The 25949-nt window shown below is 37.5% G+C and carries 13 protein-coding genes and 1 tRNA gene; 4 read left to right on the forward strand and 10 right to left on the reverse strand.

Annotation, left to right across the window (positions count from 1 at the left end; translation table 11 throughout):
- Positions 1–24 precede the first annotated feature (24 nt).
- The 4 genes from BLR27_RS13410 to metG form a co-directional block, all read right to left on the reverse strand.
- Complete coding sequence (locus BLR27_RS13410; protein WP_090705680.1) at positions 25–3033, reverse strand: SusC/RagA family TonB-linked outer membrane protein; 3009 nt, start codon at positions 3031–3033, stop codon at positions 25–27.
- A 251-nt stretch (positions 3034–3284) separates the two neighbouring features.
- Positions 3285–6164 (reverse strand): ligand-binding sensor domain-containing protein, encoded by a 2880-nt coding sequence (locus BLR27_RS13415; protein WP_090705681.1) that lies wholly within the window; start codon positions 6162–6164, stop codon positions 3285–3287.
- 253 nt (positions 6165–6417) lie between these two features.
- A tRNA-Arg gene (locus tag BLR27_RS13420) sits at positions 6418–6489 on the reverse strand.
- Positions 6490–6501: 12 nt separating this feature from the next.
- Entirely contained in the window at positions 6502–8601 is a 2100-nt protein-coding gene (gene metG / locus BLR27_RS13425; RefSeq protein WP_090705683.1) for a methionine--tRNA ligase, read from the reverse strand.
- A 185-nt stretch (positions 8602–8786) separates the two neighbouring features.
- Between metG and BLR27_RS13430 the strand changes: the two genes are divergently transcribed.
- Both BLR27_RS13430 and BLR27_RS13435 read left to right on the forward strand, forming a co-directional pair.
- Positions 8787–9719: a S66 peptidase family protein gene (locus BLR27_RS13430; protein ID WP_245704518.1), complete on the forward strand. Its 933-nt coding sequence runs from the start codon at positions 8787–8789 to the stop codon at positions 9717–9719.
- A 33-nt stretch (positions 9720–9752) separates the two neighbouring features.
- Complete coding sequence (locus tag BLR27_RS13435) at positions 9753–10160, forward strand: DoxX family protein (protein ID WP_090705684.1); 408 nt, start codon at positions 9753–9755, stop codon at positions 10158–10160.
- Positions 10161–10242: 82 nt separating this feature from the next.
- Here BLR27_RS13435 and BLR27_RS13440 read toward each other — a convergent pair whose 3' ends face one another.
- From BLR27_RS13440 to BLR27_RS13460, 5 genes are all read right to left on the reverse strand, one after another.
- Positions 10243–11739 (reverse strand): RagB/SusD family nutrient uptake outer membrane protein, encoded by a 1497-nt coding sequence (locus tag BLR27_RS13440; RefSeq protein ID WP_090705686.1) that lies wholly within the window; start codon positions 11737–11739, stop codon positions 10243–10245.
- 24 nt (positions 11740–11763) lie between these two features.
- Positions 11764–14874, reverse strand: a complete 3111-nt coding sequence (locus tag BLR27_RS13445; protein ID WP_090705688.1) for a SusC/RagA family TonB-linked outer membrane protein — start codon at positions 14872–14874, stop codon at positions 11764–11766.
- A gap of 329 nt (positions 14875–15203) precedes the next feature.
- Entirely contained in the window at positions 15204–16679 is a 1476-nt protein-coding gene (locus BLR27_RS13450; protein ID WP_090705733.1) for a RagB/SusD family nutrient uptake outer membrane protein, read from the reverse strand.
- A gap of 26 nt (positions 16680–16705) precedes the next feature.
- Positions 16706–19840 carry a SusC/RagA family TonB-linked outer membrane protein gene (locus BLR27_RS13455; protein WP_090705690.1) on the reverse strand — a complete coding sequence of 1045 codons (3135 nt, stop codon included), beginning with the start codon at positions 19838–19840 and terminating at the stop codon, positions 16706–16708.
- Positions 19841–20045: 205 nt separating this feature from the next.
- Positions 20046–20762, reverse strand: a complete 717-nt coding sequence (locus tag BLR27_RS13460; RefSeq protein WP_090705692.1) for an MORN repeat-containing protein — start codon at positions 20760–20762, stop codon at positions 20046–20048.
- 432 nt (positions 20763–21194) lie between these two features.
- Between BLR27_RS13460 and BLR27_RS13465 the strand changes: the two genes are divergently transcribed.
- Both BLR27_RS13465 and BLR27_RS13470 read left to right on the forward strand, forming a co-directional pair.
- Positions 21195–21551 (forward strand): PadR family transcriptional regulator, encoded by a 357-nt coding sequence (locus tag BLR27_RS13465; RefSeq protein WP_090705694.1) that lies wholly within the window; start codon positions 21195–21197, stop codon positions 21549–21551.
- A gap of 19 nt (positions 21552–21570) precedes the next feature.
- Positions 21571–23157 carry a PspC domain-containing protein gene (locus BLR27_RS13470; RefSeq protein ID WP_090705696.1) on the forward strand — a complete coding sequence of 529 codons (1587 nt, stop codon included), beginning with the start codon at positions 21571–21573 and terminating at the stop codon, positions 23155–23157.
- A gap of 45 nt (positions 23158–23202) precedes the next feature.
- On the opposite strand, the gene BLR27_RS13475 is transcribed toward BLR27_RS13470, so the two are convergent.
- Positions 23203–25728 (reverse strand): M14 metallopeptidase family protein, encoded by a 2526-nt coding sequence (locus tag BLR27_RS13475; protein WP_090705698.1) that lies wholly within the window; start codon positions 25726–25728, stop codon positions 23203–23205.
- Positions 25729–25949 lie beyond the last annotated feature (221 nt).

The raw sequence follows: 25949 nt of genomic DNA on the forward strand, positions 1-25949 counted from the left end.
GCTATAATTTTAAAATTGATACAATTAAAAAGTCAGGTTCAAGCCAAAAGTGTAAACACTTGGAATTGGATAAATTCCATTATCTGCACCAGCACCGATAATATTGCTAATTGGAGCTTCAGGAGTATAACCAGTTGTTTTGCTCCAGGTATTCAGGTTTTGACCACTTAAATACATTCTTAACGACTTCATACCCGCTTTTTTCAATATGGCTTGATTAAATGTATAACCTAACTGAACGGTACGTAAGCGGAAATAATCGCCTGGTTCCAAAAAGTAGTTGCTCATTAAGTAATTATTTCCACGGGTATTATCAAGAATTGGTTCAATATTACTTGTTCCAGCCCTGGTAAATGCATTTAAACGATTACTTTCATAATTAAGAACTGCAAAGTTCGATGTACGTCTTTGAGTGTACACATGATTTCCTGCAACACCCTGACCTTCGACAATCATGTCAAAACTTTTATAGGCTAATGATAAATTAAGTCCATAATTATAATCCGGAAAAGGAGAACCTAAATTCGTTCTATCAGCATCAGTAATAAAACCATCACCATTGATATCAGCATAGGCTATATCACCGGGTAATGAGTTTGCGAATGCCGGCATTTTATCCAGATCAGCTGTTGACTGATAAACACCTACCTGCTTGTATCCATAGAAATAACCAATTGACTCACCAGAACTGGTTCTGTTTACACCACCGTTACCTGTGATCTGGAAATTAAAATTATCTCCAATTGACTCCACATTATTTTTATTATGACTGATGTTAGGTGCAATACTATAGGAGAAATTTCCAATTTTATCTCTCCAGGCTAAGCTAAGTTCAAGGCCCTTATTAGATATTGTTCCTAAATTGGTTAATAAATAACTGCTGATTGCAGGCAATGGTACTCTTGTTAAGATATCTTTTGTAGTACGATTATAATAGGTCAGGTCAGCGCTCAAGCGTGAATTGAAACCCTGAACCTCCATACCAATATCTAAACCACGTATAACCTCCCAATGTAAATTAGGATCCGGTACATATGAAGGAGTAACTGATGGGTAAACATTATTACCAAATACACCAACGTCAGTTATTGTCAATCCCGGACGATATAAATTTTCACCAAATCCCTGTGCATTACCCAATGTACCCCATGAACCTCTAAGTTTCACGAAGTCAATTCCTTTAATATTGTCTTTAAAGAAACTCTCTTCACTTAGTACCCAGCCTAATCCAACACTTCCAAATGTTCCCCACCTGTTTTCCGGTGCGAATTTTGAAATTCCATCTCTTCTGATAGACGCATTAACCAGATATTTACTCTTAAAGGAATAGTTTACCCTTCCAAAATAAGATTGCTGAGCTGATTCACTGCCACTACCGTTATAATTTCCGGGATTAGCGATGTTGGTAATATTTAAATACCAAAAATCAGGATCGTTAGGGATGTTTAAAGTGGTGTCTCTTCTGTTTCCAGATAAAGAATTGCTTGCAGTATATAGAGAGGTTAAACCTGCTAGTGCAGTTAACTTATGATCCGTATTAAATGTGTTTTCATAGGTCAGCGTTTGATCCTGCTGAAACTTACGGAATTCTGATTGGTTCTGATCAACTGAAGTCCTTATTGAATTATCAAAAGTACGTGTTGTTGGGATAGAGCCTTCACCTAAATTAATAAATGTATAAGGCAGTGGATTATACCCTCTTGAACCATTCCAGCTCATATCAGTATAAAATGAAGATCTGAATTTGAAATTCTTCAAAAAGGTAAGTTCGGCAAATATATTACCTACTGCTCTGTAACCCTTGTTGATGGAGGTTTGATCATTCCTGTTTAAACTTGCAATTGGATTACCCACCTGTGCCCTTTGAAATGATGGCATGCTATAATAGGTCTTTGCATCTTCCTGTACACCTACAATTGGCGCTGACCATAATGCATTGTTTAAGGAAACATCAGCGGGATCAGAATTATAGTGGTAGGCATTTACATCACCACCAACTTTCAGGTTGTCATTAAATTTTAATTCCTGATTCAATCTGAAATTATATCTCTGGAATCTGCTGTTTCTTAAAACACCTTCCTGATTGTTATATCCCACATTAACTATGGTGGTAGACTTTTCACCACTACTAGAAACACTCAGGTTATTATTATTCTGCATGGCTGTTTTGAAGATCAAATCCTGCCAGTTGGTATTTGCAGTATAGTTTGTGAAATCAAATGGCGCTGCATTTATATTTGCTAACTGTGCCGCGTACAGGTTTTTGAAACCAGATGCATCTACCACATCAATTTGGTTGGGTACAGTTTGCAAACCTACAGAACTTTGAAATGCTATACGAGTTTCGCCCTTTGCGGCTCTTTTGGTTGTAACAACGATTACTCCATTACCACCTTGTGTTCCAAAGATAGCAGTAGAAGATGGATCCTTTAATACTTCCATACTTTCAATATCCGCTGCATTCACATAATCAATGTTAGTTTGGATAACACCATCAACAACATAAATAGGACTTGCTGCGTTAGTACTGTTGATACCTCTGATTCGAACTGTTGGTGATGCACCGGGTGTACCGCTATTCACGATTGTTAAACCAGCAACCTTACCCTGCAATGAGGAAACCGGGTTTGTATTAGGTGACTTTTCAATGTCTTCACCTCTTACAGAACTAATTGAGCCTGTTAAATCTCGTTTCTTTTGAGATCCATAACCTATAACAACAACCTGATCTAATTCATTAGTTGAAGGGCTAAGTTTTACATTAATAGTAGTTCTTCCGTTTACCAGGATTTCCTGAGCTGTAAATCCCAGGTAGGTGAATACTAAGGTAGCATTGGACGGAACGCTGATAGAAAAATCACCATTTAAATCTGTTTGAGCTCCAATAGTAGAACCTTTATGTTTTACAGTTACACCTATTAATGCTTCATTGCTTATACCATCAGTAACCCTTCCGGAAACCTTGATATTCTGAGCAAAAGCATTAAAACAGGATAGAAGAAATAAAAATACTAGTAGAGATTTTCGTTTCATAATTTGTATTTAGTTAATTGATTAAGGAAGAACAAAATTGAGGTGTTTTTACGTTCTACCAAATAAAACAACTCTACATCACTACACATTGAAGAAATTTAGTCGCTTCAAACCCTGTAAAAAAGTTTAATAAAACACTCAAAAACCACTTTAAAGATTTCAGCGGCCTAATTATGGGTACATCAGTAAGATTTAAAAATAAATTAAATGAGGTATTACAAAAACAGGTAATGTGTGGTGATGATGTAGTGCTAGAGCTCCATTAAAAACTCCACCAAATTCTTATCATGGCTAAGGCTTAGTTTTTTCCTTAAGCGATATCGTCTTATCTCAGCCCCACGAACACTAATGTTTAACATGGATGCCATTTCCTTACTACTCATATTCATTCGTAAATAGGCGCAAAGCTTCAAATCATTTGGGACAAGATCCGGATGATCTGACTTTAATTTTTTGAAAAAATTCTCGTGAGTTTCATTAAAACTGCTTTCAAATAAATTCCAGTCTCTATCGTCATTCATTCCTTCATCAATAATTTTTTGCAGGCGTTTTAATTGATCATCAGCCAGTACCTTTCCCTGTGGATCTTTAAGATTAACTATTTCACCTTTTATTTTCTGTAACAAATCATTCTTATAAACAATATTCATAGCTGAATTTGTTACCTCCCGGCTTTTACTATCAACCTCAGTCTGTAGTTTTTCATTCTTGAGTTTAATAAGCTTTTGCTCATTAATAATTGCTTCCTGTTTTAAATGCTCATCACGTTCCTGTTGAACACGATTTTGAATTTTTTCCTGATGTTTTTTAAGTTTTCGGAAATACCATATTCTAATTAAGTAGATAGAAATTACAATTAAAATGGAATAAAAGAACATTGCCCAAACCGACGCATAAAATGGAGGCAGTATCTCGAACTTAAAAGAAGCAATTTCAGACATCTCCGTATCATTTACCTTAGCCCTCACCTTAAACTCATAGGTACCAAAGGGAAGGTTGGTGAAATCTTTTTGAGATACCCCCGACCAGGAAGACCATCCGGTTGAATACCCTTCCAAATAATACTGATACATGATCTTACTTTGACGATACAGAGGCAAACTATAATAGATCCGTATACTATTTTCCTGATGGTCTATTTTAATAGGGCTACTTAATGATGCTCTCTCGGTTAGTGTAAAATTTGTAGCAGTTATGTTTTCAACTTTGCCTATAATAACATCCGGAATGCTTTGCTTTATCTCCTTTAAGTTTTGATTGTAAAGCACAAAACCATCATCAACACTGATCAAATAAAGATTATGGTCTATTTTTGAAATATTTTCATAATTCTGTACCATCCGGCCATTTAGAACACTAAACAAATTGGAGTTGACCTTAATCTTTCCCGATTCAGAAAAATCGACCAGCGCAACTTTTCCCCGTTCTATAAACCAATAGCTTTTCTCATCAGCCTTTATAACTTTATTAGATGTTGAAAATGATCCAAGTCCTTTGTTTAATTCATCATATTTCTTAAACCTGTCAATAATATGATCATAGACATAAAATCCAGAATCTGATGTGAATACAATTTTGCCAAACAGATTAAAAATATTGATCCCATAACTTGAGGGTAATCCCAGAGTTTGATCATAATTCTTTATAGGCCCTTCTATATCTGTCAGCTCCTCGTTGAGATTCATCTTAAATAAACCCTTGTATGCATGAGATGACCAAATATTCCCCTTTTCATCCTGCTCTACATAGCGCGAGGGAGCAGAAAATCCATTTACTTTATGTGAGAATTTATACTTTCCTCTACCATCTTTATTATAAATGACCAAACCATTATAAGTACCCTGAATTAATTTATCAGGCACTGAGCTCATTTTTTTTATAGTCCACCCACCATTTATGGAAGAAACCTTTTCCAGGGCTGCGCCTTTTATTTTAAACGTACCGTTATTGTGTCCGCAAAAAAGTTCACCATCAATTAATGAAAGATCCCATACCTGACCCTGCGAATTTGGAATTAATTTGAAATCAAATGATTGGACTTTATTCATAGGATCCCAGGCGCTATAATATAAACCCTGATTGGTACCGAGATAGATCTTATCCTTATAAATAATGCTTGAATAAACGGTTCCAAACCCAACGGTCTTATCCAGAAAAAATGAAAGCGGAGAATTTAACTCTATACGGTCTATACCATTATCTAAACCAGCCCATAAATTATTAGACTGATCAACAAATAAACTTAATACAGTATTGTTTTGAAGACCGCCAGACTTGTTTATCTGTTGAATTACATTACCATCTTTATCTATAATTACGATCCCATTTAATATGGTCCCAAACGCAAAATATTTGCCATACAGATCAACACCATTATTTAATTGATTGGTTTTAAGGAATTGACTGGCCGGAATATCCCAGGCCTTAAACCCGGCACCATCAAATACAAATAAACCATCATTTGAAGTTCCAATTACAAAACTATTGGTATTGAAAGGAAGCATGCATAAAACAGCCATATTGCCAAGTATCTCACTGCCTGCTACAAATTCAAGTCTGCTACCTTTAAGTTCAAATAACCCCTTCTTTAAAACCTGAATAAAAAATCGATTCTTAACTTTCATCAGGAATAAAAACGGGCCCGTATCAATGACTTCAATTTTACCTTTATGGTAGATCAGAATCGCTCCAAATGATTGAAAAATTACCCGTTCTCCATCAATATATATTTTCCATATCTCATCATTAAATTGATAATTTTTGGGGATAAGATGGTTAAGCGATTGATATTTAAGAATGGCCTTAGAGTCAAAATGCCAATATCCCAGTTCTCCGAAACCTCCAGTATAAACTTTCCCTTTTCCATCTGCAGCAACAGACCGGACGATAAGACTATGAGGTATCTTATATAATTGCCAGGCATTTCCATTGAAACTCAATAACCCTTCTGAATTCCCAAAATAAATAACCCTGTTTGCATCAGCAGTTACAGACCAATTTTGGTTTCCGGCCAGATAAGAAGACTTAGTATAATTGCGAACATAGGAGATACCAATGCTCTGAATATCATTTGCAAGTGATGAAAAAGCTAAAAAACAACATAAAGCGACAGTAAATATTGATTTTAACATTGTAAATGAATGTTTCTTCTATAAAATGAAAAACAAAGAGTCAATATCTCAAATCTAATATTAAAACATTTAATGCCCGATTTAATCTTACAAATTAAAATTGAATAAATACAATTATGATAGCTTATGTGTCAATCAAAAAATATTTTAGAAACTGAATTATCCTTATTAAGGTTGGAGTAGGTAATTGGTCAGATACTGGCTATGGAAATAAGCACTGATACGCTTAAGCAAGTATTCATATTTAAGGTAGTGGTCCCGGCGGGAATCGAACCCACATCTAAAGTTTAGGAAACTTCTATTCTATCCGTTGAACTACGGGACCAATTAGATTCTTTTACCTCACAGTACTTCCATTAGGAAATACATTTGCAGGCGCCACAAAACTAAGATTTCCATCCGAACTTTCAGCCATAAGTATCATTCCCTGTGATAAAATTCCTTTAATCTCTCTTGGCTCCAGATTTATTAACACAGAGACCTGCTTACCAATGATCTGCTCAGGTTCATAGTACTCTGCAATTCCTGAAACTATAATGCGCTGATCCAATCCGGTATCGATCTTTAACTTTAGTAGTTTCTTGGTTTTTGCAACTTTTTCTGCCTCAAGGATAGTCCCAATTCGAATATCCATTGAAGAAAACTGCTCAAAGCTAACATTGGGTTTTGCCTCTTCAGATTTCATTGCAGCCTGTTCGTTTGCAACCTTACTATCCATTAATTTCTGTATTTGCGCATCAATTGCAGAATCCTCGATCTTTTCAAACAGTAATGCCGCTTCGTTAAGCTGGTGTCCAATAGGTAGCAAGTTCAAAGTTCCGGCCTTATCCCAATCCTGAACTTCCATGTTCAGCATATTGAATAATTTCTGAGAACTGAAAGGCAGGAAGGGCTGTGCAAGAATTGCAAGGTTGGAGGCTATCTGCAATCCAATGTTCAATATAGTTTTAACCCGCTCTTCATCTGTTTTGATCAGCTTCCATGGCTCAGCATCGGCAAGATATTTATTACCAAGGCGAGCAAGATTCATAAATTCAGATAAAGCCTCTCTGAAACGGTATTGCTCAATAGAGGCAGCTATTTTTGAAGGATAGTCCTTCAATTCTTCCATCACCTTAAGATCAGTATCCGAAAATCCGGAACCCATCACCACTTGTCCGCCAAAATACTTATGCGACAATACCAGAACCCTATTGACGAAATTGCCAAAAATTGCAACCAGCTCATTATTGTTTCTTGCCTGAAAATCCTTCCAGGTAAAATCATTATCTTTTGTTTCAGGTGCAGTTGCAGTAAGAACGTAACGCAAAACATCCTGTTTATCCGGAAAATCCTCAAGATATTCATGCAGCCATACTGCCCAATTTCTTGAAGTTGAGATCTTATCACCTTCAAGATTCAAAAATTCATTTGCCGGTACATTATCTGCAAGCTGGTACTGCCCATGGGCCATCAGCATGGCGGGGAATATGATACAATGAAATACAATATTATCCTTACCTATGAAATGAACAAGTTTTGTATCTTCTGAATACCAGTATTTTTCCCAGCTATCCTTCGGTTTCAGGGTTTCATTAAGATAATAATCAGCTTTTTTCTCAACACTTAAGTCAGGATCACAAAGATCCTTGGTACCGGATATATAACCAATGGGAGCATCAAACCAAACGTAAAGCACTTTACCTTCTGCACCTTCAACCGGAACCTTAACACCCCAGTCGAGATCACGTGTCATTGCACGCGGATTTAAACCGCCGCTAAGCCAGGATTTACACTGACCGTACACATTTGGCTTCCAATCTTTATGTAAATCAATATACGCCTCTATTTGAGGCTGCATTTTATCTAAAGGAAGAAACCAGTTCTTAGTTTTCTTCATCACAGGTTTTGCACCTGACAGAGTGGAACGCGGATTGATAAGTTCTGTAGGACTTAAAGAAGACCCGCATTTTTCACACTGATCTCCATACGCTTCTTCATTCCCGCATTTAGGACAGGTCCCAATAATATAGCGGTCAGCTAAAAACTGCCCTGCTTTTTCATCAAAATATTGCTCAGTTTCTTCTTCACTGAAAACACCCTTATCATAAAGAGTCCTAAAAAAATCAGAAGCTGTATCATGGTGGGTTTGTGAGGAAGTCCTGTGATAAATGTTAAAGGCTATCCCAAAATCCTTAAAAGAGTCACCTATGATCTTATGGTACTTATCTACTACCTCCTGAGGGCTAATTCCTTCATTCCTGGCCTTAAGCGTAATGGGAACACCATGTTCATCAGAACCACAAACGAAAATCACGTCCTTACCAGTTGATCTGAGAAATCTGACATAGATATCGGCAGGAATATAAACACCTGCAAGATGCCCAATATGTACCGGACCATTTGTGTAGGGAAGTGCTGCAGTAACTGTGTATCTTTTAAATTTATCGTTTCCCAAAATCTTAATATTAGCTTAATTTTTTTCTTTTGCAAAGATAACGGCTAATGTGCTAATTTGCTAATAGCTTAGCTGCCCAATTTATATTAAAGCAAATTGTAATTTTATATTTTATATGAACCGGGCTTAATCAGGTATTATCTCAATAAAAACTGAGGATTGGCTCTTTAATTAAATTCAATAAGTTGACAAATAAGCAAATTGATTCTTATAAAACTCCGCCATATTTAACAACTGGTGATACAGTAGCGATAACATGTCCGGCTAAGAAACTACCCCGTGATATTTCAGATGCCGTCAAGCTGCTGGAGTCCTGGGGGCTCAATGTTGTTTTGGGTGAAACCGTAAATGCCTCCTGGCACCAGTTTGCAGGTACCGATGAACTCAGGGCTTCAGATATGCAGCGATTTCTGGACGATACTGAAATCAAAGCTGTTTTCGCAGCACGCGGAGGATACGGAACCATACGGATAATTGATCGGCTGGATTTTTCAAGCTTCAGAAATCACCCGAAATGGATCATTGGCTTTAGCGATATCACAGTGCTGCACAGCCATATCCAGGCATTGTACAAAACAGAAAGTATCCATGGCCAAATGCCCCTGACCATACCTGAAGGTTCAGAGGTATCATTGGAAACTTTAAGAAAAGCTCTGTTTAACGAACCATTTGAATACGAATACAAAAGCGGGATCAAAAATAGAACCGGAGAAGCCAATGGCCTCTTAATTGGTGGTAACTTAACTCTCATGATGATGATGGCTGGCTCTGTTTCTGAACAGGATTATACGGGTAAGATCCTCTTTCTTGAGGATGTTGGAGAATATCTGTATTCTTTGGACCGGATGATGTGGAATTTAAAAAGATCGGGTAAGTTGGCTGATCTCAAAGGACTCATCGTAGGTTCTTTCACAGAAATGAAAGACAATGATATTCCTTTCGGACAGACCGCCGAGCAGATCATTATGGAGCATGTGAAAGAATTTGATTTTCCTGTTTGTTTCAATTTTCCTGCCGGGCATATCACTGATAACCGCGCCCTGATCTTTGGAAGAAGAGTTAAAATGGATGTTGGGGAAGAAAATGTCAGATTAACCTATTCAGAATCTCAATCCTGAAATTATAAAAATGAATCAAACAAACAATTAATTATGGCTTTATTAGCATCACTTGGAAAATACCGGAATACCGGATTATTAATTACCCGAATTGGCTTAGGAATTATGTTTATGCTCCATGGTTATCCAAAACTATTGGGAGGACCAGAAAAATGGGAAGCCATAGGGGGAGCAATGAAATATGCCGGGATAGATTTTTTGCCGGTTGTTTGGGGCTTACTTGCTGCAGCAACCGAGACTTTCGGAGGGTTCCTGATTCTACTTGGACTAGCATTCAGACCCGTATGTTTATTATTGACATTCACCATGGCTATTGCAGCAACAATGCACCTGAATAATAATGAAGATATTATGGCCGCATCCCAGGCGATAGAAATGGGGTTTGTATTCTTAGGTCTTGCCTTTGTAGGACCGGGCACTATTAGCGTAGATAAAAAATAATAGCAAACCGATCTTAAAGATTATTAAAACAGAAAAAGCGGACAATGTCCGCTTTTTCTGTTTATAAGATTAATGAGATAGATTATCTCCAACCTGCGTTAGAAGTATTAATTCCATCAGCTAAAGCTACAGTTCCAAAAGTATAGAAAGGAACAACTAAGCCCATAGTTTGCTGGGTTTTTCCTGGAATTGGGAAATGCAAAGGAGTACCTTTTTGTAAAAGATCTAACTTTCTCATTTCGAAAAACTGAAGTCCAACACCAGTAGTATAAAGTTCAACATGACGCTCATGGTGTATAGCCTTTATAACATCAGCAGAAACTGCAGCTACATCAGCCATCTGACCACGGGTTTTACGTGTACTTGCATTGATAATTGTTGCTGCTCCACTTAAGTCAGAAGTATAAGCTCTTGCTTCAGCTTTAAGCATATCATTTTCTGCCTTCATGATCTGTGGCTTTGGACCAACAGCTGCAACATACATTTCATCATATCTCTTGTTTCTGTATGGAGAATAATGATAGTAACCTCTTGCTGCCTGGAACCACTGAGATGAAACGTATTCAAAATCAGAGAATATACGCTTATCAACAGGATCGGTTGAAGCTGTTGGATAAGGGAAAGAAGAAATGTCAGTCCAGTGCTTTGGTTTTGAAGGATCCATCATGTTAACAACATAATTGTCAGTAACACCCCATCCCTGATAAACAAGGTAATCACCTGCTTCATCATACCACTTAGCATAACCATCCTGCATTACAACAAAATCAGAAGTAATACCAGCATCAGCGTAAGTTTTCACTTTTGCCCAGTTAACAGCAGCCAATTGGGTTTTGTTACGTGGAGAATAAGCCAAAGTTCTAGCTGCATAAGTATTTACTAGTTTCTTAAAGTCAGCACTTGATAAATCTTTGTCAGTACCTAACCATGACTTAGGAATAGTGAATGTATTTGCTGTAGCTAAAGCTGACGCTTCATCAAGATAAGCCAAAGCAGATTCCACTACTTTAGAATAAGCTGATGCTGAAGCTAAGGTAGCTTCTGCAACAGTAGTTTTCTCATCAACGATGAATGCTTTGTCAAATACAAGGGCAAGGTTAGCATAACCTACACCCTGAGCAAACCTGCAGAAAGCTTTAGTTCTTGCATTATCTGCACCATTTGCACCCACATTAACACCTGTTCCCATTGCTTTTATAACATCGGAAGCTGTGTTAATAGAAGAATACATGTTATTCCAAAGATTAAGAGTACTTGCCTGATAAGCGTAAGTCGGTGCATTGTTCCATGCATTGTTACGAGGCTCCCATGACATATCTCTCATTCCAAAGTTACCCCATGAACAGGATACATTGTCAGAAGCAGTAGCAAGCATAGGCTGTGCACTACCACCAGCATGTTCACCATTATAAATGGTAACGTACAGACCACTGGCAAGATTTTCAAGAGCTGCTCCATTAGAGAAAACTTTATCAAAATCTGGTTGATTTTCGTTTTCTACCGTAAGGAGATCTTTCTTACACCCTTGCACAAGAAACAGTGCCAGAGCGATTGCGTAAATAAATTTTATTTTTTTCATAATTATCTTTATTAATCTTAAGAGTTAAAAATCCATTGAAAGTGAGAACGCATAATTCCTAAAGTTAGGATATTTTGAAGTTCCATCATACGGCTGTCTGATACTTCCAACTTCAGCATCATATCCACTGTAGTTATCAAAGTTAAGCAGGTTACGACCTACAACTTTTGCAGTGATACTTTTAACAACACCGCCAAATACGTCTAAGCTTTTTAGTGGGAAAGTATAACCTAAAGCTACCTCTCTAAGTTTAAGATAGGTACCATCTTCAACCCAATATGCGTTAGGAGTATTTACATCATAGAAATTAAGGAAGTAATCGTATGCCTTCTTATCAGCCTGTGCTACTCCGCTCATGTCCATCTCAGGATTTCTTAGATCTCTGGTTAACCATTGTCCTTTAGCATTGTAAATATCTCCACCTTTCTTAAGGTCAAGTAAGAAATAAAGAGTTGCACGCTTGTAGTTGAAGGTATTGGCTAAGCCCATATTGAAATCAGCATTACCATCACCTATTTTATCAAACAAGATTGCACCTTTATCATCTAAACGCTTGATCGCTTTTTCAGTGATCATACCCTGAGTACCAGCAGCAATTACATAACCTTGTGAGTTTACAACATAATCAGCGATGGTTTTACCTGCCGGAAGTTGCTTGCTCATCTGATCAAGACTCTTTACCCAAGAATGACCATACATTGCTCCGTAAGTTTCATTTGATTTGATAAAGAACATTTGCTGACCACCACCATCAGTGTCACCAAATACGTATGGTGGAACAGGAAGATCAGTGATTTTTTGTCTGATTCTGGAATAAACCAGGTTTGAGCTCCATGAAAAATCTTTTTTCTTCATCCAGTTAGCAGAAAGACTGAATTCTAAAGTCTTACTTTCTACTGAACCTGCATTTTGGAATTGGCTTGTGAATCCATTATTAAGGAAACCTAAAAGCGGAACATTTAAGAACTGATCATCTGTTACAGACTGCGCGTAAACTGCTTCAAAAGAGAATTTCTTTAAGAAATCAACGTTCAAACCAATTTCTGTTTCAGCTGTTTTGGATGGTTTTAAGTTCTTGTTACCTCTTTGAACAGCAGCTGCTGAACCATTATTTAAAGTGAAGGTTTCATATTGCCATGCAAATCCCGGACGAATACCAGCAGTTCCGTATGCAGCTCTAACTTTTAACTCATCAATTCCCGGAATCTTAACATCCTCAGAAATACGATAAGCACCTGAAACCCTGTAATAAGGATTCCATCTTTCATTTGAACCGAAAAGTGATGAACCATCATAACGATACATTGCATCTACTAAAAACTTGTCTTTATAATCTACACCTAAGATTGCAAAATAGTTTTGAGCTCTTTCTGTTTCATTGTATGAACCTGCATCATTGATAGTTGCGAAGTTATCATAGGTAGGAATACCTGCAACTCCAAACTGAGAAGATAAAACCTGATAGTTTTCGTATCTGCGGTTTTCATACAGGTATGAAAGTTTACCTCTTAAGGTAAGATCACCAAAATCCTTAACCATGTTTAAAGTGGCCTGAGTGTTTTGGCTGTTTCCATCTTCAGAATAATCCTGTAAGTTTCCATTGGTATAAGACATACCATTGGTTGCTGCTGTACCACCTGTTGGAGTCCAGTAATCTTTTGGATTATAGTTACGATAGCGATAATTATTTCTTTCAATTGAATGACTCACATCAAAGTTTGCCCATGAAGTTACTCTTGCATTTAATGCAAAGTTACCTACCCAATTGAATCTCTTATTGTTTCTTTCAGTTTTGTAAAGCGTATAAAGAGGGTTAGTAGTTTCACCACTCCAATGGTTCATACGTAAGTAGTATGGCTGACCATCAGGGTTTAATTGGTGAAGGTTAATATCCGGCTCTGCTAATGCAATATTAAAGAAGATACCACCACCTGATCCAGGATATTCAGTTTTTGTATTAACCAATAAATTGGAAGTACTGAACTTTAACCATGGAGCAATTTGCTGATCTACGTTAAAACGGAAGTTTTGTCTCTTGTAACCGTCTGTCATTTCAATGATACCTTCCTGTGAGTTATTCTCAAAAGATGCATATACACCAGTTTTCTCAGTCCTTGAAGTCATAGACACGAAATTGGCATAGTTGATACCTTTATTGAAGAAATCATTCTGCTGATTACGTGTAATACCATAAGGATTGTCCATATAGTGATCTGCTTTTGGAACCCTATTACCAGAAATTAATGGGCTATGTCCTGCATCACGATATCCTGCTGGATAGGTAACACCCTGGTACTTAGTGAAAGTACCAACATACTGCTGATAATCTGCAGCAAGAGCAAATGGATGGTGAGTTGATAGATCTAAAGTATTTGCAATTTCCTGCATACCTACTTCATTACGAACATTTACTTTCACTGTGTTCAGTCCAATACTGTTACCTCTTTTTGTAGTGATAGCGATTACACCATTACCAGCTCTTGATCCATAAAGTGCTGATGCTGCCGCACCTTTTACTACTTCCATTGATGAAACGTCATCCGCATTCACATCTGCAAGAGATCCTGTGAAGATAACTCCATCAATCAAAACCAGTGGTCCTGACCCTACGTTATTCAGGTTGTTATCAGCTCTTAGCTGAATATCAACTGAAGCACCCGGTGTACCACTTGATGAACTTGCCTTAATACCAGCAACTTTTCCTGACAGTGCACCTGCTAATGAAGTTCCTGTTACAGCGTTTAGCCTTTCTTCGCTAACCTTTGTTACTGATACTGTTAGTTTTTCTTTTGTTGTTGCACCGGCTACACCAGTAACAATTACTTCTGATAACTGTTTTGCATCAGTTGTTAATTGTACGTTAACTGTGTTACCTGAACCTATTGCAGCTTCCTGAGTGGAATAGCCGATATAGGTTAACACCAATGTGGTGCTACCACCTGGTACACGAAGACTGTACCTACCATCACCACCTGTTGAGGTTCCGACGTTCGTACCTTTTACTTTAACGCTGACTCCAGGTAATGGTAAACCGTCTGTTTTGTCGGTCACTGTTCCTGTCACAGTACGTTCCTGTGCTATAGCTTGAAAAGCTATAAATAACAGCAGGAACAAACTTTGTAGAAGTTTTTTCATACTTAATTAGTTTTGAATTGTTTAAATTGAGGATTGAATAAATTTTGGTTACTTTAATGTCAAAGTTGGGCAACATAATTGTTACCACAAAGTTAATTTAACGTTTTTTTTGCGTGAAGCACATAAGAGCCTATAAATCAGTGTTTTATTTTTTATATTTTTATAAAAACACTATAAAATTTAGTGATTTTATACTATATCAGGCTCATTTACAGGCAAATCATGGTAAATACTAATTCTATAGAATTAGTTAAAATAGCATTGCTTCAATAAAAAAACCGCCGGGCTATCCCGACGGTTCTTTACTAATAAATATTTCAGGTTAATCCTTAGTTAGGAGTCATCAGTTTATTATTTGCAAGCTCTTGTGCAGAGATTGGCCAAATATAAGCAGGAGATGTAGGTGCTACCGCCTGAGCTACGTTTGTAGCATCTGATTTTGCTGGAATTGTTGCACCTAATCTTAATAAATCGAATGAACGGAATCCTTCACAAATTAATTCTATTCTTCGTTCCGTTAAAATAGTATTTATTAAATCAGGTTGTGTACCAACATTAGCTAGTGGGAAAACATAGTTCGCATCAGATCTTTTTCTTACTTCCGATAACAAAGCAAGTCCGCGAACCAGATTACCTCCTCTTGTATGTGCCTCAGCCGCATTAAGCAATACTTCTGCGTAACGAATTACCGGTACATAATCAGTATACGGAGATGGTTTTTTGAATTTAGAAACAAAGTTCTTAGTTCCATTAGCAATAATAAAGGATTTACGGGCATCTGTTGAACCAGTGGCATAAACCGGGTTTGCAAAAATACCAGCAGGATTCAGATAAAACTCTTCAAATCCACCAACTGACTGTGCAGTATAATAGTGTGCTAATTGATTCTGGGTTCCCGGATTACTCAGGTCAGTCATTGGTAAGAAAAATACAGCTTCAGAACCGATATATGTACCCCCATAGACGGTTGCAATATTTGATTCTAACTGCAAAGTTACACCAGAGGCTGATTTAAACGGTGCTGTTGCACTAATTATCTTATTTGACTCTTCAATCACTTTAGGGTAATTGCCCATTGCCAGGTAAACCCTGGTCTTTAAAGCTATAGCTGTATTTTTATGAGCCCTTGAGCTATTTAAAGCTGCACTTGCATAAGTAGCGGGTAAGCCGGCTTCAGCTTCATCAAGATCTTTCAAAATTTGTGTATAAACCTGTGCAACTGTGCTTCTGGCTAGATCGTTGTTTGCCGAAGTAGTTTCAGCCTGTATACGCAATGGTAATCCCGGATTGGAACCATTACCCATAGTATATGGCTTGGCATATAATTGCAAAAGATTAAAATAACAGAATGCCCTAACAAATTTTGCTTCAGAACGATACTGATCTGCTAGGGTAGTAGTTACCACAGTTCCGCTTCCATCAATACCTTTAAGAAACACATTGGCTTGATTGATCGTAGAATAAGCTGTATTCCAAAGGTTTACAACCTCATTGGTAGCAGAATTCAGGTTATGTCTCCAGGTATCCAAACCAGTTACTCCGTTTGGTTTATTGACAATAAAGTCTTCACCTCTGATATCCTGATAAATTAAAAACCTTCCGCCTAAATGTTGTCCACTTTTTAAACCACCATAAAGCCCATTCACCTGTCCGAGTATACGATCAGGGGTGGCAAATGCAGTTGCATCAGAAAGACTGGTTTCAGGAAAGGTTTCCAAAAAATCTTTCTTACACGATACGGAGACCGTGCTTAACAGTAAGACAACAAAGAAAAACCTAAGTGCCTTAACTTTATTTATTTTCATATTTTCCATTTCGAATTCATTAATAATTAAAATCCAACATTTAAACCGAATGTAATTGTTCTGCCCAATGGCACAGAGTTTCTGTCTACACCTGGCGCCAGGTTAGAGTTTCCATTTACAGACACTTCAGGATCAGCACCGGCATAATTTGTGAATACTAAAAGGTTAGTAGCCTGAGCATAAACCCTTACGTTAGACATACCGGTTCTGCCAAGATATTTTGCAGGTAAAGTATATCCCAAAGAAACGTTTCTAAGTTTCAGGAAGTCGCCTTTGTAAACATTTGCCGACATAGGAACAGCAGATCCATTAGAGGTATTATCTCCATAAACTACACGAGGTATATCAGTTACCTGACCTGCAGCAGTCCATCTTCTCAACATTCCGGCTTCATTATTCCAGAAACGCTGATCTCTCAGACCTGCCTGAGTACCATAATAGATATAGTTTCCACCAGAGTATGTAATTCCCAAATTAAGGTCAAATTCCTTGTATTTAAAGTTGTTATCAAATCCACCATAAAAAGTAGGAATTGAGTTACCCCAGATCCTTGCATCTGCTACTGCATCAATAGCAGGAGCAACTTGTCCGGCATTTGCTCCATCAAGAAATAAATAGCGACTTGCCGCAGGCCTCTGGAAACTAAAGCGAACATTCTGTCCGTTTCTGTTTACAAAAACACGCTCTCCGGTTGCAGGGTCTACACCTTTTGTTTCAACCACAAAGATCTGGCCTAAAGAATAACCGACTCTGGTTCTGTTTGCAGTTTCAAGAGATGTTACACCCGGAAGATCGGAATTGTTGTTGGCAAGGGAAGTCACTTCATTTTTAATGAATGAAATATTAAAGTTCGATGACCAACGGAAATTACCTTTTTCAATGTTAGTTGAGTTGATTGTGAATTCCCATCCCTTGTTATACATTCTTCCAATATTTGTAGTGATCGAATTTCCCGGAATACCTTTTGAAGGTGATTGAGGAGCAGCCTGAACTAACTTATCAATGTCGTTATAGAAATAATCCGCATCAATCTCGATACGTCCATTCAGGAAAGCCATATTAATACCTATATCTGTTTTAGTACTTGTTTCCCATTTCAGCTCTGAGTTACCTGCCTGGCTATATCCAAGACTTGGAACACCACCATAAAGGCCGGTTCCATATAGAGATAATGCCGGAAAATCACCAATATTGATGTTACCAACAACACCATAACTACCTCTTAATTTAAACTGAGACATAATATCCGCCAGTTTTGAAGTCTGGAAGAAATTCTCCTGAGAAATATCCCATCCAACTGATGCACCGCCAAAATTACCCCACTTCTGTCCTGCAGCTAAACCGGAATAACCATCCCGTCTGAAACTACCGGCGAGGAAGTACTTCTTTTTAAAATCATAGTTCGCACTTCCAAAAACGGATCTGAATGCATTTATCCCAAGTCCATTACCGGCAGGAAGTATTGTACCAAATCCTCCCTGGTATACTTCAATGAAGGGATCTGAAACATTCTGTCTTGTAGCACCCCAGGCTGAGCCAATTGAGCTTTGCTCTTCATAACCACCAAGAGCCGATATGTTATGCGAAGATGCTATTGTGGTACTGTAACTAAGCGTATTAACCCAGTTCCATCTGTTATTTCTTGAATAGGTATTTGTTGCACTACCATTTGGCGAGAAACCATCGCCCTGATACTTGTTTGCAAAACTAATATTCTCTGTAAGCAAATTATCCATACCATAGCTGGTTTTCAGAACCATTCCCTTTAAAAGATCAAGTGATGCATACACATTACCGATAAGCCGGTTATTTTCAGAGGTAAATTTATCCTCATTAAGTAATACTTGTGCATTCGGATAATTCGAAGCTACTGCCGAATTGTTCGCACCAAAACCAATTGCTCCACCATTCGTATGATATGTACCATCTGGATTATATGCCGGCACGTTTGGAGGCAATACAATTGCCAGACGGCCTAAACCTACAGTAGAAAAGGCCTGCCCTGGTAATGAACCAGTGTTTGGTGCTTTATTATATGTGTTCGTAAATGAAAAATTAGAACCAACTTTAATTCTGTTGGTCAGTTTATGATCCAGATTAACTCTTCCAATTTTACGTTGAAAATCATTGTTTCTAATAAATCCTTCCTGATCACTAAAACCCACAGAAACATAATAAGAGGTTTTATCTGTTGCTCCGGAGAAATTCAAGGCGTGATTTTGAGACACTCCAGTACGGTAAGCTACTTTATACCAATCTGTGTTTACTGTACTTCCATCTGCGAGGGTTTGCAAAAAGAATCTGGCAGGTGTACCAATATTAGCCAGAGCCTCATTTTTCATAGTTACGTAACCCTGAGCATCAAGCAATTCAGGTAAATTAGTGGCTTCATTAAAACCGGCCCAGGCTTCATAGTTAACTTTAGTTGAACCCTGCTTACCCTTTTTTGTAGTAATAACAACCACCCCATTTGAAGCTCTTGAACCATAGATAGCAGAAGCAGCAGCATCTTTCAGGATGTCAATTGATTCAATGTCGGAAGGGTTGATATCTCCCAAAGCATTTCCAGCAGCACTATTACCAGATTGATCTCCTGTATACACAGGAATTCCGTCTACAACTATCAAAGGATAAGAACTTAAAGAAATTGAGTTAAAACCACGTATACGGAATACCGGAGGATTATTCAAAACTCCGTTTGGCATAACGATATTGACACCGGCTGCTTTACCTGCCAATGCCTGTTCAAAACTCTGAATCGGTTGGTTTTTAAGCTTATCACCACTTACACTGACAACAGACCCGGTAACATCTTTTTTAGATTGTGTTCCGTAACCCATAACAACTACTTCACCAAGCTGTTGCTGATCAGAAACCATTGAAATATTAATTGACTTTGACCCACCGATGTTGACCGTTTGCTTTACATAGCCAACAAATGCAAATTCAAGTTGGTTCTTGCCTTCCGGTACACGAATAGAATAAGTTCCATTACCTGAGGTTTGTGTTCCAACTGTAGTGCCCTTTACTAAAATACTTACCCCAGGCAATGGTAAGCCGTCCGATTTGTCTGTAACCGTCCCAGTCACAGTGCGTTCCTGTCCTATAGCTTGAAAAGCAATAAAGAGCAGTAATAGCAAACTTTGTAGAAGTTTTTTCATACTTAAATTGGTTAAAATTGGTTAATTGAGAAATAATTGGTTAATGAAATTATTTATTGTAACGAATTTGATATGGTAATATTAAAAAAAATAAATGAAAAATCTTAACAGTTGCCACTTCATTTAATTCAGGAAAAACCACATAAATTAAAAGTTATTGGATAAATGACTCTGGTAGTTAACCTAATATATAACAGCAGAAGGCCTAATTATTTAGAAAAGCTTCAATAACCCAATCTCCGGCCTCCATTATTTCAACAGTCAATTCGTGAATACCAAGCTTATATCTGGCTTTAAATGGAAATTCTACCTCCAGTAATTTCAAAGAAGCGACCTTCGTACCGTCGTTGGAATTAACTTTTTTAACAAATGTTCCTGAAAGAATAGTAACATCGGTCAGTATAGTTTTCTGACCTAATGACGATGCACCAAATGCAGGAAGGCTCCCGCTGGAATTTACCAGATCAACGGAAATAGAATTCAGGTCTTCTTCTGTCGACTTTCTTACCTCAATACGACTGATCTGGCTGCTTTGATTATGAATAAAAAAAGGCCTCTCATATTTACCAACATAAGTATCCTTTTTCCAGAATCCGTTTACTACACTATCAGTTTTTCCTGCGCGCTTAACTATTTTAATGCCTTGACCGTCCATTTTTCCTTTCAACCAATCACCATCGTAGGTATCCCCATTCTCCCAGCTGTAAATACCCTTACCACTTGGTAATCCATCTTTAAAGAAACCTGTATAGCGATCTTTACCAATTGCTTTCCCACTTCCTTCTGCTTTGCCCTTTTTACATGGCCCTTCATAGCTTGCAGATATTTCAGGAATTAAAACTTTGCAGGTTTCCTGTGCCATAACCTTAGCTGTAAAAATTAAAAAGAAAAATACAGAAAGGTTAATAGTTAAATTTCTCATGAGTATCAATTGAATTCTGCGGTTTAAATCAAATGCTTAGGCAAATTGGCACCTGAAGAGGTGTAAACAAAACTTTATATAAAAATACAAGGGTTTATTTATTAAAAATACCAAATTATTTACTTGATTATCAAGTAAATAATAGAAAATATTATTAATTAATTAATGATTAGATTCCGTTGTATTTTCTACTTATGATAAGTAATAAACTAATAATTTACTATAATATAAATTCTATTTAGTGTCATAAAGGGTCAGATTGGGATAAAACCTTTACAATTAGCTGAATGATCCCAGATATCTAAAAAGCACAAATTGACCCGTTTTACTCCCAATAATTAAAATAGCCAATTGTAACAATTATATATACATTAATATTTTATATACTACTATGTATTGCATAATACTAAATGAAACATATATCTTTGTTATATGATAGTTGAGAACACCCAAACCCAAATGAGAAAAGGAATACTGGAATACTGTATCCTTTCAATTATTTCCCGAGGGGAAATATATGCCTCAGACATCATCAGTGAACTTACAAAAGCCCGCATGCTTGTTGTAGAAGGCACCTTATACCCATTACTAACCAGATTGAAGAACAATGGACTATTAATCTATAACTGGCAGGAGTCGACCTCCGGACCTCCAAGAAAATATTATGTTCTTTCACCAGCAGGACTTGAGGTATTAAAACGTCTGGATAATACATGGGAGGAACTATCCTATGCAGTTAAGGTGTCAATAGAAGGAAAAGATATCGAACATACTAATGAAAAATTATAAAAATTTTTAGAAGAAGGCTATGAATAAAACTATTATCATAAATATCCACGGTATTGTTTTCCATATTGAGGAAGATGCATATGAGGTATTAAAAACCTATATGACCGCAGTAAAAAGGCATTTCGCATATTCACCTGACAGCGAGGAGATCGTTACAGACATAGAAAATCGATTGGCTGAAATGTTCAGTGAGAGACTGGAACAGGATCATAAGCAGGTTATTATATTATCCGATGTCATGTTCGTTACCGATAGAATGGGTAATGTGAATGATTTCAATATTGATGACGATCAACCAGTCAGGCTTATGGATAGCACCTATAAAGCTGAAAAAAAATTATTCAGAGATACTGAAGACAGAGTAATAAGTGGAGTATCCGCTGGTATAGGCCATTATTTTGGAATTGAGCCAAAGTGGATAAGGCTTCTTGCAATAATTACACTGTTCATGGGCATCGGTATACCTATATATATTGTTTTATGGCTGGTAATACCAAAAGCAGTAACAAGAACAGATAAAATGGCCATGAAAGGCGAGCCTATTAACATTCAGAATTTTAAGAAAAATTTTGATGAGGAAATTGATGGATTAAAAACAGGACTTAAAAATGCGCATCGCGAAGCTAAGCCGGCAATAGATCAATTAGGTAAGTTTATTGGAAATGCCGGAATGATCATCGTTAAGATCATAGGCGCTCTGATAATCTTTAGCGGGGTAATGGGACTTTTTGCTCTGATAATAGGGCTTATCGTATTTTTAGGCTACTGGAACAGTAATGAATTAAATGCCTTCCCATTCAACATTGTCAATCCTGCCTATAAATCTATACTCACCTTAAGTGCATTTGTGCTGATCTTCATTCCATTGGCTGCGCTGGTGGTATTTGCCATAAAAGTAATCTTTGCACGTGTTGAAATATCAAAAACAGTATATTTTGGCATGCTCATTTTATGGCTTGGCGGACTTGGAATAGGTATTTATCATGTCTCAAAAGTAGGATCTGAATTCAATGAAGAAGCCAGATTCACTATCACTTCTTCCATAAAACCATCAGGAGTTTTCTTCCTGAAAATGAACCCGTCACAATACCTTACTAAAGAGGACAGCCTGGATTACAATATCAATCCCAATGATTTTAAAGGACGGATAATAATAAATAGCCGGCGAGGTAATTTCAATTTGCCAAGGAATGTAAGCCTGAAAATTGTTAAAGCTGACGTTTTAATACCGGTATTGATACAAGAGTACAGCGCTAAAGGACCTGACTTTGAAACCGCACTGGCAAATGCAAGACAAGCAAAATATCGTTTCATACAAACAGACTCATTAATTCTGTTAGATGGAAATACCTATGTAAAAAATGGAGAATTATGGCGTGATCAACGGGTTCATCTTACCCTGAAAATACCTGAGAATACAAAGGTCTACATTGAAGGAACCTTGAACCGATATCTGGAGGATTATAGTCTTTGGGAATGCCAGCCAGAAAATGCAAAACCAGACTTCCTTTCAGAGTGGATCATGACCTCCAATGGATTAAAATGCAAAAATGACAGTCTTTATAACAAAAACAGAGACATTGCTGAACCTACTGATAACTATTAACACTATCATTCATACAGAAGATCTGAGCTTCAGGTCTTCTGTAAATTAATGTCCAACCATAAATACAGCATTACTGAATAATAGTTTACCATTCTCCCAAAAACTACGAAAAAGCGGGTCATCAGCTAAATATACTACCGAACCACTACCTAATTCCTGAACACCAAAGATCAAGCTATCGGTTAATTTTTTCTTGGCTTGCACACCTACAAAGCCGGTTACATAATTATCCTTTTTTATTACTCCAACATTCCAGCCATCGCTCAGATATTGATAAACTTTATCATCAAGCTTTAGGGTATAATAAAAGTCAGGAAAGCCAAAACCAAGAGGGTGTGTATTATCCAGATCCACTTTGTAAATCGCACCAGGAATATTTGTCTGAACACTTTCTCTTTCTCTGTTCTCATAAGTCTTAAGAACTTTATATGGGTCAATCTCTTTATCATCCTTCTTGGCTTCTTCCTTATTTTTAATATCAAAGCCTTTTATTCCTGCCAATTGAGCTACCGCACCATCCATAGCGATCAGCTTACCGCCGCCTCGTATCCATTGCAGCATTTTATCGTTCCCTATTTCAGGATAATTACCATTCGGTAAAATAAGTACATCAAAGCTGGTCCAGTCGATGCGGCCAAGATCCTGTGAACGGACCACACTAACCGGATAGTTTATTTGCTGCTCGAAAAAATGCCAGATCTCTCCGAATGCCAGTGAGGAAGCGGCTTCCCCGCTAACAACAACAACCTTCGGCTTTCTGATATACCTGACCTTATCTGAACCAAGATCTGCACCTTTATCTACAAACGCTGAAGGCATTGGATGTAAGGCAATTCCTGATCTGTTGGCAAGATCTGTGACTGCCTTTTCAAATCCTCCATCGAGAGTTGTATTTCCATTACGTGCGATGATCAAAGAGCCGGCGTTAAATCTATTTCCTCCGCTTTCGAAAGGAATTTCAGAATATCTAACTTTAATATTTTTACTTAATAATTCAGCAAGAAACTTAACATCCGCCACAGAATTCCAGTTGGCAACGTATGCTACCGGATTTGATATGGTATTAGTAATTGAGTTCTGTTCTTTCAGAGTATTCAAAACAGGGCTTAAAGCCTCTTTACTGGCAAATGCCTGAAGACCATAAGCATAGGGTAATGACCAGGCAGTGATATCATAGGTCGCAGAATCAGAAACAAAGGTTTTAGGTTCGAACAATACTTTAAGAAGGACAGATTTTGGTTGATGAGCACTGATAACCATATCAGTTTTACTAATCTTAACACTCTCGGTCTTGCCTGTGAAATAATTGAATCCCTGTGCTCCTTTATCTGAACCATAACCAAATTCAATACCATTACGCCGCAAAAGAGTAGCCAGGCTTTTGAGCTTTTCAGAATTATCTCCCCTGATAATATAAGATTTATACTCCCCCGGAGGGTTTGTTTTACTGATAGCAAAATAATTTCTGAACTCATTCAATGCCCTTTCGGCATTTTTCGAAGATGCTTCAACAGTAGAGAGCCCGGTCGTAAAATGATGATCGATACGATCCTTTAATGTCAGCGTATCACCTTCTGCGTTTATAATTGCCAATCCGGCTCTTCCTGAACCACCCTGTTCAAAGGTCATACCTACAGATCCATTGTAAATTGGATAAGTATCCCCATAGGATGGATATAGAAGATCAAAACGCTCTTTCGTAAAATACATCCAACCCTTTTCATCAAAATAACGTGCATTATTCTTACCAATGATCGTTTGGAACTCCCTTTGCCATTTACTGATATCCTGATGATATGGCTCGGCTGCAGGGGCGAAATAATAAGGTTCATTAATTCCCTGTTCATGAAAGTCTACATGAACCTGCGGCAGCCATTTATTAAATACTGCCAGGCGCTGCTGACTCTCTATCTGAGACTGCCAGGCCCAATCGCGGTTTAGATCAAAATAATAATGGTTTGACCTTCCTCCCGGCCAGGGCTCCATATGTTCACGTGAAAAAGGGAGAGCATCAGGAACTGCATTTCTTGTCGGATTATAAAAATTAACATAGCGCTCCCTTCCATCAGGATTTAAACAAGGATCAATAACAACGAGGGTGTTTTTCAACCACGTTTTAGTTTGTTGATTTGAGGGGTTTAAAAGTTCATAAACTGTTTGGAGGGATGCTTCTGTAGAAACAGATTCATTTCCATGCACATTGTAACTTAACCAAACAACGACAGGTTGGTCTGATTGAGTAGCTTTTGGAGCAGTCGCAGAATTTTGCTCATTTATCCCGGCAAGGCTCAGGTTATTCTTTCTGATCTCGTCAAGCCTGCTGATATTATTATCAGACGCAATGAATGCGAGCAGCAGAGGACGCCCTTCATTAGTTTTCCCATATTCCTGTAGCTGGAGGTTCTTAGAAACTGAGGCCAGATATTTATAATAGTCAACAACCCGGTGATGCGGGGTAAACTGCTCACCGAGTTTGTATCCCAAAAACTCTGAGGGCGATTGTACTTTTTGGGCATGAACATTAAAAATTCCAGCGATCAATAAGAAGAGCAGAAAACAGTATTTTTTCATATAAACAATGGTTTATTATATTGCCCGCAGGCTATAAATTCAATTTTTATCAGGCTTTCAGTTTATTATTGAAAAACCGAAAACCTGCTTTACAAGGAAAATTTATACAGGTTTTATTGGCTATTTGCCGGATTCTAATTCAAAAACAGCAATACGGCTTCTAATCTACGAATCAAAAAGTCTAATTGCCAAATTCTTCGCCTTGATGAACAAAAATCTTA

The sequence above is a fragment of the Daejeonella rubra genome (assembly GCF_900103545.1).
Taxonomy (GTDB): Bacteria; Bacteroidota; Bacteroidia; order Sphingobacteriales; family Sphingobacteriaceae; genus Daejeonella; species Daejeonella rubra.